The organism is Nocardia brasiliensis ATCC 700358, assembly GCF_000250675.2.
GTDB lineage: Bacteria > Actinomycetota > Actinomycetes > Mycobacteriales > Mycobacteriaceae > Nocardia > Nocardia brasiliensis_B.
Genome location: NC_018681.1, coordinates 1,182,049 through 1,197,745 on the forward strand (window position 1 = coordinate 1,182,049; position 15,697 = coordinate 1,197,745).

15 protein-coding genes are annotated in these 15,697 nt (G+C 68.8%); 8 read left to right on the plus strand and 7 right to left on the minus strand.

What is annotated here, in order from left to right; translation table 11 throughout:
* Positions 1 to 46 precede the first annotated feature (46 nt).
* The 3 genes from O3I_RS05105 to O3I_RS05115 all read right to left on the minus strand — a co-directional run bounded on the left by O3I_RS05105 (position 47) and on the right by O3I_RS05115 (position 1,532).
* The gene (locus O3I_RS05105; protein ID WP_014981826.1) at positions 47 to 298 is read right to left on the minus strand and encodes an RskA family anti-sigma factor; all 252 of its coding nucleotides are present in this window, start codon (positions 296 to 298) and stop codon (positions 47 to 49) included.
* Position 299: 1 nt separating this feature from the next.
* Positions 300 to 875, minus strand: coding sequence for a sigma-70 family RNA polymerase sigma factor (locus tag O3I_RS05110; RefSeq protein ID WP_014981827.1), 576 nt, complete (start codon positions 873 to 875; stop codon positions 300 to 302).
* 363 nt (positions 876 to 1,238) lie between these two features.
* Entirely contained in the window at positions 1,239 to 1,532 is a 294-nt protein-coding gene (locus O3I_RS05115; RefSeq protein WP_014981828.1) for a WhiB family transcriptional regulator, read from the minus strand.
* A 623-nt stretch (positions 1,533 to 2,155) separates the two neighbouring features.
* Between O3I_RS05115 and O3I_RS05120 the strand changes: the two genes are divergently transcribed.
* The 3 genes from O3I_RS05120 (at position 2,156) to O3I_RS05130 (ending at position 4,820) form a co-directional block, all read left to right on the plus strand.
* A complete protein-coding gene (locus O3I_RS05120; RefSeq protein WP_014981829.1) occupies positions 2,156 to 3,016 on the plus strand; it encodes a hypothetical protein in 861 nt (286 codons plus the stop codon).
* A gap of 168 nt (positions 3,017 to 3,184) precedes the next feature.
* Positions 3,185 to 3,763, plus strand: coding sequence for a sigma-70 family RNA polymerase sigma factor (locus tag O3I_RS05125; protein ID WP_014981830.1), 579 nt, complete (start codon positions 3,185 to 3,187; stop codon positions 3,761 to 3,763).
* Positions 3,756 to 4,820 (plus strand): anti-sigma-D factor RsdA, encoded by a 1,065-nt coding sequence (locus O3I_RS05130; RefSeq protein WP_014981831.1) that lies wholly within the window; start codon positions 3,756 to 3,758, stop codon positions 4,818 to 4,820. The genes O3I_RS05125 and O3I_RS05130 overlap by 8 nt, the downstream gene beginning before the upstream one ends.
* Positions 4,821 to 5,047: 227 nt before the next feature.
* On the opposite strand, the gene O3I_RS05135 is transcribed toward O3I_RS05130, so the two are convergent.
* The gene (locus tag O3I_RS05135) at positions 5,048 to 5,461 is read right to left on the minus strand and encodes a DUF5319 domain-containing protein (protein ID WP_011207424.1); all 414 of its coding nucleotides are present in this window, start codon (positions 5,459 to 5,461) and stop codon (positions 5,048 to 5,050) included.
* Positions 5,462 to 5,765: 304 nt separating this feature from the next.
* Between O3I_RS05135 and guaB the strand changes: the two genes are divergently transcribed.
* On the plus strand, positions 5,766 to 7,310 hold the full coding sequence (guaB, locus tag O3I_RS05140) for an IMP dehydrogenase (RefSeq protein WP_081593900.1): 1,545 nt from the start codon (positions 5,766 to 5,768) through the stop codon (positions 7,308 to 7,310).
* A gap of 290 nt (positions 7,311 to 7,600) precedes the next feature.
* Entirely contained in the window at positions 7,601 to 8,755 is a 1,155-nt protein-coding gene (locus tag O3I_RS05145; RefSeq protein ID WP_014981833.1) for a GuaB3 family IMP dehydrogenase-related protein, read from the plus strand.
* Between the two features lie 61 nt (positions 8,756 to 8,816).
* Here the strand turns inward: O3I_RS05145 and O3I_RS05150 are convergent, their stop codons facing one another.
* On the minus strand, positions 8,817 to 9,617 hold the full coding sequence (locus O3I_RS05150) for an alpha/beta fold hydrolase (protein ID WP_014981834.1): 801 nt from the start codon (positions 9,615 to 9,617) through the stop codon (positions 8,817 to 8,819).
* A 371-nt stretch (positions 9,618 to 9,988) separates the two neighbouring features.
* Between O3I_RS05150 and guaA the strand changes: the two genes are divergently transcribed.
* Positions 9,989 to 11,566 carry a glutamine-hydrolyzing GMP synthase gene (gene guaA, locus O3I_RS05155; RefSeq protein ID WP_041563402.1) on the plus strand — a complete coding sequence of 526 codons (1,578 nt, stop codon included), beginning with the start codon at positions 9,989 to 9,991 and terminating at the stop codon, positions 11,564 to 11,566.
* 64 nt (positions 11,567 to 11,630) lie between these two features.
* Here the strand turns inward: guaA and O3I_RS05160 are convergent, their stop codons facing one another.
* On the minus strand, positions 11,631 to 11,846 hold the full coding sequence (locus O3I_RS05160; RefSeq protein WP_014981836.1) for a hypothetical protein: 216 nt from the start codon (positions 11,844 to 11,846) through the stop codon (positions 11,631 to 11,633).
* Positions 11,839 to 13,419 carry a PspC domain-containing protein gene (locus tag O3I_RS05165; RefSeq protein WP_014981837.1) on the minus strand — a complete coding sequence of 527 codons (1,581 nt, stop codon included), beginning with the start codon at positions 13,417 to 13,419 and terminating at the stop codon, positions 11,839 to 11,841. Before O3I_RS05165 ends, O3I_RS05160 begins: the two co-directional genes overlap by 8 nt.
* Before the next feature lie 268 nt (positions 13,420 to 13,687).
* On the opposite strand from O3I_RS05165, the gene O3I_RS05170 reads away from it, so the two are divergent.
* A complete protein-coding gene (locus tag O3I_RS05170) occupies positions 13,688 to 14,926 on the plus strand; it encodes an ATP-binding protein (protein WP_141691993.1) in 1,239 nt (412 codons plus the stop codon).
* 98 nt (positions 14,927 to 15,024) lie between these two features.
* Positions 15,025 to 15,660, plus strand: coding sequence for a response regulator (locus O3I_RS05175; protein ID WP_014981839.1), 636 nt, complete (start codon positions 15,025 to 15,027; stop codon positions 15,658 to 15,660).
* Positions 15,661 to 15,697 lie beyond the last annotated feature (37 nt).

Genomic DNA, 15,697 nt, shown 5'->3' on the forward strand with positions numbered 1-15,697 from the left:
ACGTCCGGGGGCCTTCGTTTTATGTGCTCGAGTGGCTGCTATGTGTTCAAGAGGCTACGGGCGGCTGTTCGGCCGCGATGGCGGCGAGCAACCGACTCCGCAACGCTGCGGGCGGTTGGCTGGCCGAAGCAGTGGCGAGCGTCGCGAGGGCTTCGCGCGTCCGCCGGATCTCGGTGATGAACTCCGCACGTAGCGCGGGGTCCTCGGTGTCGAGCAGTTCCTGCACCTCATGGTGGTCTTCGTCGTCGATCGATCCGAGCGCGACGGTGTGCGCGAGATCGACCTGGCGTTCGTTCATCTCACGTCACCCCCAAACTTCTTTTGAGTCGTGTCAATCCATCCCGAATTCGGGACTTAACGGTCGGTAACCCTACGCCAAGGTAGTGGGCTACCTCCGCATAGGTTCGCCCGCCGTAGTAGGCGAGCGAGATGGCTTCTCGCTGGGTCTCGGTCAAGGTCGCGAGACCGTCGAGAACGGCCTGCTGTTCGAGCCTTCGCTCTACCTCTTCGGTCACTTCGTCGAATTCGTTACCGAGCACCCGGATGCCGTAGGCGACCTCGCGTTGGGTGTGTGCCTGCTCGGCGCGTACCCGGTCGACGGCTCGCCGATGTGCCAGCGTCATCAACCACGTCACGGCCGAGCCCTTGTCGGGGTCGAAGCTGGCGGCGGTGCGCCAGATCTGTAGATAGACCTCTTGGGTCGTCTCCTCGGCGTATCCGGGGTCGTGTAGGACGCGCAGCACCAGACCGAAGACGCGCGCGGACGTCCGGTCGTATAGCTCGGCGAAGGCTTCCTGGTCGGCTTGGCCGCACTTGTCCAGCAATGCGGCGAGCTCGATACTTTCGGCGGCGCGGGCCGTAACCGCAGAATCCACACCGGGTGGGAAGGCATCTCTTCGGAACGAGTCGCCCTCTGCGGCCGGCTGCCGCGTTGTCACAACGCTCCATTCTGTGTCATCGGTCACCACCGTAGCGGGCCGCTATGACCTCCCTTCGACTGGGGTGTCGGCAAACCGACTGTGGCCCAGCGACTTTGCGGAAAACTTCGACACGCCGGAGCATCTCGAGCTGAGACACGCCGTGACACGCCGAAATTAACTGCGAAACGCAGGGCTCGTCAGGTTATTTGGCTTCTGGCCTTTGGCGCCGACGGCGCCGCGGTGGTGACCGCATATCGCCTGCCGGTTGTTTGCTAGGGATTCGGCGCGCCGCGCCACATGGATGGGAAAATTTTTGGATCAGACCGCCATGCGGCGGCGATTGCGCCGGGCGTGCATCTCGCGTTCGGTTTCGGACATGCCACCCCAGATGCCGTAGGGCTCGCTGACTTTGAGGGCATGGCTGCGGCACTGCATCAGCACCGGGCAGGCCCGGCAGATCTCTTTGGCGCGCATCTCGCGCGCGGTACGGGCGCGGCCACGTTCGCCGTCGGGGTGGAAGAACACAGCGGAGTCCTGCCCACGGCAGGACCCTCGCATCTGCCAATCCCAGACATCGGCGTTCGGCCCGGGGAGGTGGGTGGGCATGGGCATGGTGAACTCCTCGTGGTGCGAGCTCGTCAGCGTTGTCGAGCAGTTGTTCTGCAAAGTTGTAGGCCACGGCGCTGTGTCGGCGAGTGCCCCTGTGCTGCCCGTTGCGGTCGCTGCAATTTCGCGCGGCGCCGACTGTGGCGATGAGCTACGTTAGGTCCAGCCGCGAAATTCCGTCAATAGTTCGGCGCAGCAGTTTTCCAAATCTTAGGCTGCGAAATTTAACCTCTGAGCTGTTTACTTTTCGCATTGGTTCCGGCGATACTGATCGGTTGACCAGAGGCGCATCGGTCGCTGCTGCCTGCGATATGGACACATTTCCGCAGGTAGAGTGCCTTTTTTGGAGATCTGAACCGTTCAGAGCTGGCGATGGCCGGTGTGGGGGCGGTCACGATGGGGTCCAGCCCCCGGTGTGGCGGGCGGCGCCGAGATGGCGAAAACGGGGCATCCAGGTAAATTGCGCGAAACGCGTGTGAATAACGACCACGGCCACCGCGGGATTACGGTGATGAGATTTACCTGACGGAAACATGACATAGTCGTCGTAAATGCTGCGCGGTAGCCGGTTGGTTGTTTCCGGTCTTTCTCCCGGACACTGCGCGGGGTGCCCGGTATACAGTGCGGCGGTGTTCGTGCCTGCTCCGCTCGGAGATCCCCGTATCGAGGTCCTCGCCGACGCTGCGTTCGGTGCCCGTCCGGGCCTCGCCGCTGCCGAGTTGCCGACCGCGCCCGGTGCGCTCGCTTCGTGGTATCGAGCGGTGATTCTCGGCGGACAGGGATGTTATGCGGCGGCGCGCGCGGAATTACGAATTATCGGCGGCGCGAGCACGGATCCGGTGTTGCTTTCGCTGGCCGCGAGCACCACGGGCTCGCTGCTGCGCCAGCTCGGCTGGCACGCCCGCGCCGCCGCCTACGACGGTCGCGCGGCCGCACTGGTCTCGGCGCGATCGCTGGGAGACCGCGCGAACCCCGCCCACTCTCGCTTCCCCGCGGCCGAAGCGATCTGCGACGCGCTGACCGGTCTCGCCGCGGACGCGCTCGGCACCGGCCGCCTCGCGCTGTCCTGGCGGCTGCTGCAACGGGTGGACGAACTGCTGCCCGGCGGGGAACTCGGCTGGCGCCCCACCCTGCGCAGGCACTGGGTCGGCGCCGAAACGGCGCTTGCCGCAGGCCTTGTCGAGCGGGCGCGGGACAGTGCGGCCGCCGCGCTCGAACTCGCCGAGCACAGCCCCTCGGTGCGGCATCGGGTCAAATCCCGCCTCTTGGTCGCCGCTGCCGCCGCGGCGGCGGACGAACACGACCGGTCGCGGGAGCTCGCCGAACAGGTCGACGCGCAGTGCCGCGAACACGGCCTGCTGCCGCTGCGCTGGGCGAGCGCGATGCTGCGCGCCGGCCTGTCCGTGCCGGGTGCCGCCGCCGCGGCCGACGACTGCGCGGCGACCATCGTCCGACGTGGCGGGCGGTTCCGCCCGATGACCGTGGGATGAGGTTCGCGCAGGGCGGCTGCGGGGTCGCGCGCATTTCGTGCGCGCATGCGCTCCCAGTTGCCTTGTTCCGCGCGCTGTATCGCTATTGTTAGTTCCGTTCCGCCGCTTCGGTGGAAGCACCGGTCAACACCGACCGTGCCACTTGTAACGCCAGGAATCTCTCTGACGATGACGAACACGGGCGAAGAGTTGGACCTCGCCGTCGCTGCCGCTGCGCAGGGCGACAGATCCGCTTTAGCTCAGGTACTGGAGATGATCCGCCCGCTGGTGGTGCGCTACTGCCGCGCGCGGATCGGAGCCGCGGAGCGTGGGCAGCTCTCCGCGGACGACGTTGCGCAGGAGGTCTGTTTGGCCGTGATGACCGCCTTGCCCAGGTATCAAGACCAGGGCAGGCCCTTCATGGCCTTCGTTTACGGAATCGCTTCGCACAAGGTCGCCGACGCCCATCGCAACGCCGCCCGTAACAAGGCGGAGGCGATGGCCGAAGTACCAGATGTCATATCCACCGACCATGGTCCGGAACAACGCGCTCTCGAATCGGAGACGAGCAGGCAGATGAACCGTCTGCTCGCGACGCTCCCCGAGAAACATCGAGAGATCTTGATCCTGCGATTGGTCATGGGTTTGTCAGCCGAAGAAACCGCAGTCGCCATGGGCAGTACGGCGGGCGCGATACGAGTGGCTCAGCACAGGGCACTCGCGAAACTCAAGTCTCAAGTGGCGAGGGCAGGTGAAATGTATGGCTAGGGATGGCGAGCGCGGTCGGGGCGACTGGAAAGCGCGGCTTGGATCGCGAAACAGCGGTCCCTACGCCGACGCGTCAGGGGACACCGGCCCGGTCGACATCGCCGCGGTACGCCGCGACGATGTGCTGATCGATGCCATCGCAAGCGATGGCCAGGTGCGCACCGACAGCGCGGAGGAGTATCAGCTCGCGACTTTGCTCGCGGACTGGCGCGCGGAGCTCATCGCTCCGCCGATGGCCGACGCACCCGATCTGGATGCGATCGTGGCCGCGGTCAATCAGGAGATCGGTGCGCGTCAGGTACGGATAGGGGCCCAGACCAGCAACCGACTACGGCTGGTCCGCCCGCTCCTCGGGGCCGCGGCGGCACTCGCCCTGGTCTTCGGCGGTATGACGGCGTTCTCCTACAACGCCGAGCCGGACGATCCGCTGTGGCGGCTCAAAGAGGTCGTGTTCAGTGAGCAGGCGCAGAGCACCGTGGTGCAGCGCACCGACAGCGATCTGAGCGAGGCCGGCAAGCTGGTCAAGCAGGATCCGGTTGCGGCCAAGCAGCGCTTGGCGGCGGCCAAGGAGAATGCCGGGCAGATCAGCGACCCCAAGAAGCACACCGAGGCGATGGAGGAGTGGAACCGGCTCGTCGCCGAGCTGGCCAAGGTGCGTCAGGACCTGGCCGATCAGCTGAACAACGGCACGTCGGATCCGGTCACGCCGACACCGACCAGTGGGGTCAAGCCCACGAAGCCGGTGCCGCCGGTGCAGACCACCCCGGATAACACGATCCTGCAGACGAAGCCGGGCGATCCGTCGGACAAGCCGACCGAACCGACCGAGCCGACCGACGACAAACCGACCACCCCGCCGCCGGTGACCACGCCGCCGCCGACCGTCGAGCCGACCACCCAGCCTGCGACACCCACCACGGTGTCCGGGCCTACGGTGGTCGAGCCGACCGGGGATTCGAACGGCGCGCCGACTCAGCCGGTGACCAAGCCGCCGACGGGGAACTCGGGGCCGACGTTCGCCGTGCCGTCCGGTGCGGGTTTGCCCAGCACCAGCTGAGTAGAGCGCCGCACCAGCCGGTTGGCACACAGCACAACCGAACAAGACATGAACCGATTGCCGAACGGCGGTCGGTTTTCTGTCTTTTCGGGCTGCCCGACCGGGTTGTCGCGGGGGCTGTGCGGCGAAGATCTATGCGGCGAAAATCACAGCGCCACACGACGCTGTAGCGCGGGTCCGAACCATCGATGCGGCACGGAGGGGGACGAAGCTCGGCGGCGAAACGCTCAGCTGTCGAAACCGTCGAAGCCGTCGCCGTGGAAGGCCTCGTTCATCGAGGCATCCGCGTAGCCCCGGCAGTAATCCCAGGTGACGTACGCTTCCGGCGTCGGATCGTAGGCGGGCTCGTGCGGGCGCACCGTGCCGTCCACCAGTAGCTGAAGCAGGTTGGCGCGCAACATGTCCCAGTCGTGGTAGTGGTCCTGCCGACAGTCTTCGCAGCTGACCACGAGTCCGCGGATACCGCGGTGCGCTAGTAGTGCCTCGTAGACGGCGAGATCAGCGAGATCCTCCTCGACCGCGAGGCGCTCGTGGGGATCCAGCGGCTCACCGGGCTCGATGGCATCGAGCGCGGCGGACGGGTCGGAGGGGTCTCCGGCGAAGGGATCCGGCGGCAAGCCAGGTGGTAGATGGTCACGCACATCCCCACGGTACGCAGAACAGGGTGGTCTGCGCCAGCGATGTGGGCCGCAAGTTTCGCCGGTACCCGCCCGCCACCGGTCCGCGCCGTCGCCCCGTGCCCGCGCGTTTCGCGTCGGCTTCGCCGCCCTCTCGTCCCCCGGTGGGCTCACTTGGTCGGTGCGTTTGCGGGACAGATACCATGGTGTCAGGCTCCGGCGAGCACCCGACACGATATCCGGAGCCACCAGTCCATCCCATCAGCTGCGCACGACGCCGGTGACCCCGGCGCCGCTCGCTGTCGACGTCCAGGAGGGGTCGATCCGAATGAGTAATCCCGTATCGGGCGAACGCACTGCTGTCCGCCCATCTACGGGTGGTGACGATCCGCACAAGATCGCCATGCTCGGCCTCACATTCGACGATGTGTTGTTGTTGCCCGCCGCCTCGGATCTCATCCCCAGTTCTGTGGAGACGTCCAGCCAGCTGACCAGGGAGATCCGGTTGCGGACCCCGCTGGTGAGTTCGGCGATGGACACGGTGACCGAGGCGCGGATGGCCATCTCGATGGCTCGCGCGGGCGGCATGGGCGTGTTGCACCGCAACCTCGCAGCAGCCGATCAGGCCGCGCAGGTGGAGACGGTGAAGCGGTCCGAGGCGGGCATGGTGACCGATCCGGTGACCTGCCGGCCGTCGGACACCCTGGCCGAGGTCGACGCCATGTGCGCCCGGTTCCGCATCTCCGGCCTGCCGGTGGTGGACGAGACCGGTTCCCTTGTGGGCATCATCACCAATCGCGACATGCGGTTCGAGGTCGATCAGAACCGCCGGGTCGAAGAGGTGATGACGAAGGCGCCGTTGATCACCGCGCAGGAGGGCGTCACCGCCGAGGCGGCGCTCGGCCTGCTGCGCCGGCACAAGATCGAGAAGCTGCCGATCGTGGACGGCAACGGCAGGCTGCGCGGCCTCATCACGGTCAAGGACTTCGTCAAGACCGATCAGTACCCGAACGCCACCAAGGACCGCGACGGCCGCCTGCTGGTCGGCGCCGCGGTCGGCGTGGGCGAGGACGCCTGGTCGCGCGCGATGACGCTGGCCGACGCGGGCGTGGACGTGCTCATCGTCGACACCGCACACGGCCACCAGGCGCAGGTGCTGCAGATGGTCACCAAGGTGAAAGCCGAGGTCGGTGACCGGATCCAGGTCGTCGGCGGCAACGTGGCCACCCGGGCCGGCGCGGCCGCGCTGGTCGAGGCGGGCGCGGACGCGGTGAAGGTCGGCGTCGGTCCCGGCTCCATCTGCACCACCCGCGTGGTCGCGGGTGTCGGCGCGCCGCAGATCACCGCGATCCTCGAGGCCGTGGCCGTGTGCAAGCCCGCCGGTGTGCCGGTGATCGCCGACGGCGGCATCCAGTTCTCCGGCGATATCGCCAAGGCCATCGCGGCGGGCGCGTCCACCGTGATGCTGGGCTCGCTGCTCGCGGGCACCGCCGAATCGCCGGGGGAGCTGATCCTGGTGGGCGGCAAGCAGTTCAAGAGCTACCGCGGCATGGGCTCGCTCGGCGCGATGCAGGGCCGGGGCCAGGCGAAGTCCTTCTCGAAGGACCGCTACTTCCAGGACGACGTGCTCGCCGAGGACAAGCTGGTGCCCGAGGGCATCGAGGGCCGGGTGCCCTTCCGCGGCCCGGTGAACCAGGTCATCCACCAGCTCGTCGGCGGTCTGCGCGCGGCCATGGGTTACACCGGTTCGCAGTCCATCGCGCATCTGCAGGACGCGCAGTTCGTGCAGATCACCGCGGCGGGTCTGAAGGAGAGCCACCCGCACGACATCACGATGACCGTCGAGGCCCCCAACTACACCGGTCGCGGCTAGCGGAGGTAGCACACCGGCGGTCGCTGCCGGGCGAACAGCGGGCGCGACCGCCGAGCCGGCGCGTCCGGACCCCGATGACGGGGCCCGGCGTGCCGTGTCCGCGCGGCCGTTGACCTGGCTGCGACTAGCCTGGGGCCGCGACCTCCGGTCAGGACAAGGTCACCACAGCGCGAGTCTCACGAGCGCCGTTCGTGGCCCGTCTCGCGCGCGAGTCTCGACGGCTCGGGCGCAAGGCACGAGGGGGCCACGAACACGCCGCGCCCGCGCGGCCGATAGATAGGAGTACAAACGTGCGCGACATGGTCGAGATCGGCATGGGCCGGACCGCCCGGCGTACCTACGAGCTGGACGATATCGATATCGTTCCCTCGCGCCGGACCCGCTCGTCGAAGCAGGTGTCGCTGTCGTGGCAGCTCGACGCCTACCGTTTCGAGATCCCGTTCCTCGCGCACCCGACCGACGCGCTGGTGTCGCCGGAGTTCGCCATCGAACTCGGCCGCCTCGGCGGGCTCGGTGTCATCAACGGCGAGGGCCTGTGGGCCAGGCACGCGGACGTCGCCGCGAAGATCGAGCAACTGCTCGAGCTGGTCGGCAAGGGCGGCTACGAGCGGGCCGTCTCGCTGCTGCAGGAGATGCACGCCGCGCCGATGCAGCCGGAGCTGCTCGCGGCCGCGGTCGCGCAGGTGCGGGCGGCCGGGGTGACCGTCGCGGTGCGGGTGAGCCCGCAGAACGCGCGCGCGTTGACGCCTGCCCTGGTGCAGGCCGGGGTCGACCTGCTCGTCGTGCACGGCACCATCATCTCCGCCGAACACGTCGGCGACGGTGAACCGTTGAACCTCAAGACCTTCATCGCCGAGCTGGACGTGCCCGTGGTGGCGGGCGGGGTGAGCGATCACCGGACCGCGCTGCACCTGATGCGCACCGGCGCGGCGGGTGTCATCGTCGGCTACGGCTCGTTCCCCGGCGCGACCACCACCCGCGAGGTGCTCGGCATCGGCGTGCCGATGGCCACCGCGATCGCCGACGCCGCGGCCGCGCGCCGCGACTATCTGGACGAGACCGGCGGCCGCTACGTGCACGTCATCGCCGACGGCGATATCGAGACCTCCGGTCAGCTGGCCAAGGCGATCGCCTGCGGTGCGGACGCCGCGATGCTCGGGGTGCCGCTCGCGGTGGCCGCCGAGGCGCCGGGCCGCGGCTGGTACTGGCCCTCGGCCGCCGCACACCCCTCGGTGCCCCGTGGCTCGCTGCTCGGCGTCGAATGGGAACAGGAGGAGGGCTCCGGCGATGCGGTGCGTCCCAGCCTGGAACAGGTGCTGTTCGGCCCCTCCGACGACCCGTTCGGCTCGCTGAATCTCGTTGGCGGCCTGCGTCGTTCGATGGCCAAGGCGGGCTACTCCGATCTCAAGGAGTTCCAGAAGGTTGGGCTCAGCGTCCGCGGCTGATTACTCGGCGTCCGCGGGCTGAGCGCCCGGCGTCGCGAATTCCGCGCTCGCCGCGCAGGTTTCAGCGGGCGATGCTCGGGATGACGCGTTCGCGCAGGAAGCGGCGCATCGCGGTGTTCACCGGGTCGGGATGGGTCATGGTGACGGCGAGTCGCGCGCCCGCGATCTCGACGTAGGTCGAGCCGGTGAGGCCGTGTGTCAGCTGCCTGGCCCGGTCGGGCGGAATGCCGCTGTCGGTGGCGTGGATCACCAAGGCGGGACAGGTGATTTCGGACAGCCGCTCCAGCACGGAGTCCCGGCTGAGCAGGCAGCCCGCCGCCACCTCGATACCGCGGCAGTCGCGCAGCAGCCAGCGGGTGGTCCAGATGGTGCGGTACCAGTTGTCGTTGCCGATCAGCCAGGACGCGAGCTGGTGCGCCGCCTGCTGACGCGAGTCGTCGTCGTACCACTCTTCCAGGAACTTCTGGGTGGCGTCGGACTGTTCGGGGGTCGGGCCGTTCGCCTCGGTGCTGATCAGGATCAGTGCCGAGACCCGTTCCGGCGCGATGAGCGCGGTTCGCAGGGCGGTGAAGCCGCCCTGCGCGGTGCCGCCGACCACGGCCCGTTCGGCGCCGACGTGGTCGAGCACGGTGAGCGCGTCGCGTGCCGCGGTCCAGTAGGTGAACGGCAAGCCTTCGTCCCTGGTGCGGCCATGGCCGCGGGCATCCCACGAGACGATCCGGAATTCCGGTGCCAGCGCGGCCATCTGAGCCGCGAACATGGTCCGGTCCATGAAGAATTCGTGTGCTAGCAGCACCACCGGGCCGCTCCCGCCGCTGTCCTCGTAGTGGATGTCGGCGTCGATCGCGCGGGCGAATGGCACTGCACGAGGATAGCCAGCGGGGCACCGGCTCGCGGGCCGATTTGCTGGGTCGCCCGATTACTTGCTGGAGTTCGCGGGTGCGGCGAGTTCCGAAATCGCCCCCGCCGACGGGTCCGCCAAGTCCACGACCGGGATCGCCGGACTTCGTTGCGGGGCGGCCGGGTTCGGCGCAGCGACGCTCGAGATCGAGCGCCGCGGCCGCGTGTCGGCGGTGCCGACAGTTCGCTCGCTGCGCCTTCGCTGGGCGGCTGCTCGTTGCGACGCCCGCGGCGGCCGGTGCCCGCGTACTACCTAGACGCCCTCGTCGGGGCTGGTAGCGGCACCGCGGTGCCGATGATTCGCTCGTGCGGCGCGCTCACTAAACTGTGCCGGTGGCGCAAACACAGAGACCGGTCCTTGTCGTCGACTTCGGCGCGCAGTACGCACAGCTGATCGCTCGGCGGGTCCGCGAATCGAGTGTGTTCTCCGAGGTGATCCCGCACACCACCACGGTCGAGGAGATCGCCGAGCGCCAGCCCCTCGCGGTGATCCTGTCCGGCGGCCCGGCCAGCGTGTATGCCGAGGGCGCACCGCAATTGGACGCGCGGCTGTTCGATCTGGGCCTGCCGGTGTTCGGCATTTGCTACGGCTTCCAGGCGATGGCGCAGGCGCTCGGTGGCACGGTCGCGCACACCGGCACCCGCGAATACGGCCGCACCGAACTCAATATCGACGGCGGCCTGCTGCACGGCGGCCTGCCCACTATCCAGCCGGTCTGGATGAGCCACGGCGACGCGGTGACCGATGCCCCCGAGGGGTTCGAGGTCACCGGTACCACCGCGGGCGCGCCGGTCGCCGCGTTCGAGGATCGGGCCCGCCGCCTGGCCGGTGTGCAGTACCACCCCGAGGTCCTGCATTCGCCGCACGGCCAGCAGGTGCTCAGCCGCTTCCTGCACGAGATCGCGGGCATCCGCGCTACCTGGACGCCCGCCAATATCGCCGAATCGCTGATCGCCGGGGTGCGTGAGCAGATCGGCACCGGGCACGCGATCTGCGGCCTGTCCGGCGGTGTCGATTCCGCCGTCGCCGCCGCGCTGGTGCAGCGCGCCATCGGGGACCGGTTGACCTGTGTGTTCGTCGACCACGGCCTGTTGCGCGCGGGCGAGCGCGAGCAGGTGCAGCAGGATTTCGTCGCCGCCACCGGGGCCAAGCTGGTCACCGTCGACGCGGTCGACAAGTTCCTCGGCGAGTTGAAGGGCGTCACGGACCCCGAGGAGAAGCGCAAGATCATCGGGCGTGAGTTCATCCGTTCGTTCGAGGACGCGGTATCCGAGGTCGTGCTCGAGCAGGGCACGGATGCGGCGGACACCGGCTCGAAGGTCGAATTCCTCGTGCAGGGCACGCTGTACCCGGATGTGGTCGAGTCCGGCGGCGGCACCGGTACCGCGAACATCAAGAGCCACCACAATGTCGGCGGTCTGCCCGACGACCTGGAATTCGAATTGGTCGAGCCGTTGCGCCTGCTGTTCAAGGACGAGGTGCGCGCGGTCGGTCGTGAGCTCGGCCTGCCGGAGGAGATCGTCGGCAGGCAGCCGTTCCCCGGCCCCGGCCTGGCCATCCGCATCGTCGGCGAGGTGACCCCCGATCGGCTGGCCACGCTGCGCCAGGCCGACGCCATCGCGCGGGAGGAGCTCACCGCCGCCGGGCTCGACAAGCAGATCTGGCAGTGCCCGGTGGTGCTGCTCGCGGATGTGCGCAGCGTCGGCGTGCAGGGCGACGGCCGCACCTACGGTCACCCGATCGTGCTGCGTCCGGTCTCCAGCGAGGACGCGATGACCGCCGACTGGACCCGGCTGCCCTACGAGGTGCTGGAGCGGATCTCCACCCGGATCACCAACGAGGTGCCGGAGGTCAACCGGGTCGTCCTCGATGTGACCAGCAAGCCGCCGGGCACCATCGAATGGGAGTGATCCCGCACTGAGCCGACAGTAAAGGCCCCGTCCGTTCGGACGGGGCCTTTACTGTGCTGTGTGCTCAGCGTCGTTTGCGTGGGGAGACCACCAGCACCACGCCGATGACGATGGCGGCGAGCACCACGATCCAGCCCAGCGGCACCCCGCTGGTCTTCGACCACGACTCGGGGCCGATGAAGGCCCAGGCGCTCACCCCGAGGGCCAGCAGGCCGACGATGAGCAGCGAGGCGGACGGGCCGCGCTTGGTCTCGGTCTCGTTGTACGAGTTGTCAGCCACGTTGCACCGCCATCGAGCCGGCCCGGACGTCGACCCGCAGGTCGAGCACGGGGGTGTCGGGTGTATTCGGTCCGGTGACGCCGTTGACGCAATCACCCATCGCCACATTGCAATTGGTGCGCACCGTCATGCCCGCGGGCACCAGCACCTGGAAGTCGCCCATGCGGACATTGATGTCGACGGTGCGATTCGCAGTGAGATTCAGCGACCGCAGATCGAGTTTGCCCGCGCCCATGTTGATCCGGTACTTCGCGTCCAACTGGTCGACCGAGGTCGGGGTCCAGACGTGTTCGCCCATCGCGGCGCGATCGAGTTCGACCGGGCCGATCGCCGAGGCGAGCAGGACGAAGCCGGCCAGCGGTGCGGTCAGTACCAGCAGTCCGTAGCCGCGACGCAGGAAGGCGCCGAGCACCAGGCCCAGGCCGACCACCGCCAGCGCCACCGCCGCGATCCGGCCGGGCGTCATCCATTCGACGCCCGAGGCGGCCAGCGCACCGGCGCCCGCGGCCGCCAGGATGGCGAGGCCGATCACCACCGGGGTCAGCCGGGAGCGTGGGCGTTTCGGCGGGGGCGCGACCACGGTGCGGAGCGGGGTCGGTTCGGGCAGGTCCCAGGCGAGCGGCGCGACGCCGAGCGGATCCCAGGACGGCGGAGCCGGGCGGTCGAGCGTCACGGATCTGCTTGCACCGGAAGACGTTCCGGTGTCGGGCCGCGCGGCGGGCGAATCCTTGCGCAGTGCGGGCGCGGGATAAGGGACGATCTCGGCGTCCTGGATGTCGTCGGCGGACTCGGCCGGCGTGCTCCACTTGTCCAGCAGGACGGTGCTGTCTTCGCCAGGCGTGTCGGGCTTTTCGAGGTCGATGATCGTCGTGGACTGCTCGTCCACCCGGAGCACGGCGGTGGGCGCTTCGGCGGCAACGGGCGAATCCGGTTGCGGCGGTGCGGTTTCGGGGGCTTGGGCGTCCGGTACGTAGGCGTCCGGCAGCTTGGTGTACGGGGTGTACACGCTGGTCGGCGGCTCGTACATGGCTCCGGCGGTACGCGGGGCGCCCGGCGGGAAGGCGGCGCCGGGGTACCCGGTGGCGGTGATGCCGTCGTCGGTCATCAACCCGCTGAACTCACTGGTGGTGCCGGGCGGTGCCGCGGGGTTGCGCAGATGCAGCATCCACCAGCCCGCCAGCATCAGCGCGAGGCTGATCAGCCCCGAGCCGCCGAGGCCGACCCCGACCGGACCCATCGTGCTCACCGCGATGGCGAGCGCGACGATCAGCACGATCGTCTTGGTCTGTGACTGGGAACTGTGGCCCTTCCCCACCAGCGACTCGGCCGCCGACGCCTGGTCCCCGGCCTCGCTGCACAGCAGCCAGGCGAGCAGGTACAGGACGACGCCCGCGCCGCCGAAGATGGCCGACACCACGAACGCCACGCGGACGAGCACCGGGTCGACGTTGTACCGCCGGCCGAACCCGGCCGCGACGCCGGCGATCGGCCCCTGCCGAGGCAGCCGCACCGGCCGCGTGCGCCACATGTGCTGGAGCTGGTCCCCGAAGCTCGTTTTCGTCATGGTTCCCATACTGTGCCTGACCAGCGCATCCGCACATCGGGGGGAACCCTGAATAATTCCCCCCATCCTTTGGACCGGCCGGTCAGCGGCGGGTGGGCGCGAAGATCAGGGTGATTCCTGATAGCTAGCTGCCGGGGCGCGTGTCACTATCGAAGACATGTACCCGTCTGCGCCCTCGTTCGACACCCGGGGGTTCGAAGCCACGCGGGGGTTCGATCCTGTGCGCGGTTTCGGCCCGGCGCCGGTGTTCGACCCCGGGCGGGCGCCGCATGCGCGGATGGTCCGGCGCTCGGGCGGCCGGATCGTCGGCGGGGTGGCGGGCGGCATCGCCGATCACCTCGGCATCGACGTCTTCAAGGTACGGATCGCCTTCGTGCTGCTGTCCGCGTTCGGCGCGGGCATCGTCACCTACGGGTTGCTGTGGATCTTCACCCCCGGCGGCAACGATGTGGTGAAGGCCTCCGGCTCGGAGCGGCGGCAGGCGATCGGCCTGGCCCTGCTCGGGCTCGCGCTCGCGGTCGGCGTGTCCTGGTTGTTCAGCGGGACCGCGGCGAGTGTGATCGTGCCGATCATCGTGGTGGCCATCGGCGCGGCGCTGGTCTGGCGCGAGTACGACGCCGACGGCCCGCGCTCGCTGCTCGGCCTGCCCGCCCGTCCCTCGGTGGTGACCTGGGCGCGCATCGTCGCGGGCGGCACGCTGATCGTGGCGGGACTCGGCGTGGTGGTGCTGGCCCGGATCGATCTGAGCTCGCTCGGGTCCGCGCTCGTCGCGGTGGCGGTCACCCTGGTCGGGGCGGCGCTGCTGACGGTGCCGCTCTGGCTGCGCATGATGCGGGCGTTGAACGCCGAGCGCGCGGCGCGCATCCGCAACGAGGAACGCGAGGAGATCGCCTCACACCTGCACGATTCCGTCTTGCAGACGCTGGCCCTGATCCAGCGTCAGGCCGATGACCCGCAGGAGGTGGCGCGGCTGGCGCGCAGCCAGGAGCGGGAGCTGCGCAAGTGGTTGTTCGAGGACGCGGGGCCCGCGCAGTCGAGTCTGGCCGCCGCGCTGCGCACCATCGCGGGCGAAGTAGAGGACCAGCACGGTGTGAAGGTCGCCCCGGTGACCGTCGGCGACGTCTCGATGGATCTCGGCGACACCGGATCCGGCCTGCCCAAGGAACATTTCACCGCGCTGCTCGGCGCCAGCCGGGAGGCGCTGGTCAACGCCGCGAAGCACGCGGGCGTCCCGGAGATCGATCTCTTCGCCGAGACCGAACCCCATCAGGTGAGCATCTTCGTGCGCGACCGCGGCACCGGTTTCGACGCCGCGGCGGTACCGCAGGACCGGCAGGGGTTGGCCAAGTCCATTCGCGGCCGCATCGAACGCCGCGGTGGTCAAGTGGAGATCCTGTCCCATCCGGGACGCGGCACCGAGGTACGAATCTTCATGCCGCGCACGGATTCCGGCGGCCAAGAGGACGTGGCCGCCGAGCAGCCGGCGCAGGCCGAAGTCCGGCAACCCGTGCCGTGACGATTTTTCATTAGACTCAGCGTGCGGCCGGTGGCCCGCGGCGACAGCGCGGTGGCTTTCATGTCCGGCGGAGTACGCGGAGAGGCGGATAGGTGACCGTGCGAGTCTTTCTCGTCGACGATCACGCAGTGTTCCGGTCGGGTGTGCGGGCGGAGTTGAGCAGAGAAACCGACATGGAAGTGGTCGGTGAGGCGGGCGGGGTGGCCGAGGCGATCGCCGGGATCAACACGGCGAAGCCGGATGTGGTGCTGCTCGACGTGCACATGCCCGACGGTGGCGGCGTCGCGGTGCTCGGCGGCATCGAGGACGGGCCGGTGTGCCTGGCCCTGAGTGTGTCCGATGCGGCCGAAGACGTGATCGCGGTGATCCGGGCGGGTGCCAGAGGCTATGTGACCAAGACGATTTCGGGCGCCGAACTGGCCGACGGCATCCGGCGGGTGGCGGGCGGCGACGCCGTGTTCAGCCCGCGTCTGGCCGGTTTCGTGCTGGACTCGTTCACCGGTAAGTCGCCGGTTCCGGAACCGCCGCTGGATCCGGAACTGGATTCGCTGACCCCGCGGGAACTCGAGGTGCTGCGCCTGCTCGCGCGTGGCTACACCTATCGGGAGATCGCCGAAAACCTGTTCATCTCGGTGAAAACCGTGGAGACCCACGCCTCCAACGTGCTGCGCAAAACCCAGCAGTCCAATCGCAACGCGCTCACCCGCTGGGCGCATCGGCGCCGCATCGACTGAGTTCACCGCACGCGAACGGCCGCCCGCTCCGAGCGGG

What these genes read in the sequence shown, in the direction of transcription:
- O3I_RS05115 (WP_014981828.1), bottom strand. Translation starts at nt 1,532, where the DNA reads ATGCCCATGCCCACCCACCTCCCCGGGCCGAACGCCGATGTCTGGGAT.
- O3I_RS05130 (WP_014981831.1), top strand. Translation starts at nt 3,756, where the DNA reads ATGGCTAGGGATGGCGAGCGCGGTCGGGGCGACTGGAAAGCGCGGCTT.
- guaB (WP_081593900.1), top strand. Translation starts at nt 5,766, where the DNA reads ATGAGTAATCCCGTATCGGGCGAACGCACTGCTGTCCGCCCATCTACG.
- O3I_RS05165 (WP_014981837.1), bottom strand. Translation starts at nt 13,419, where the DNA reads ATGGGAACCATGACGAAAACGAGCTTCGGGGACCAGCTCCAGCACATG.
- O3I_RS05105 (WP_014981826.1), bottom strand. Translation starts at nt 298, where the DNA reads ATGAACGAACGCCAGGTCGATCTCGCGCACACCGTCGCGCTCGGATCG.
- O3I_RS05125 (WP_014981830.1), top strand. Translation starts at nt 3,185, where the DNA reads ATGACGAACACGGGCGAAGAGTTGGACCTCGCCGTCGCTGCCGCTGCG.
- O3I_RS05170 (WP_141691993.1), top strand. Translation starts at nt 13,688, where the DNA reads ATGGTCCGGCGCTCGGGCGGCCGGATCGTCGGCGGGGTGGCGGGCGGC.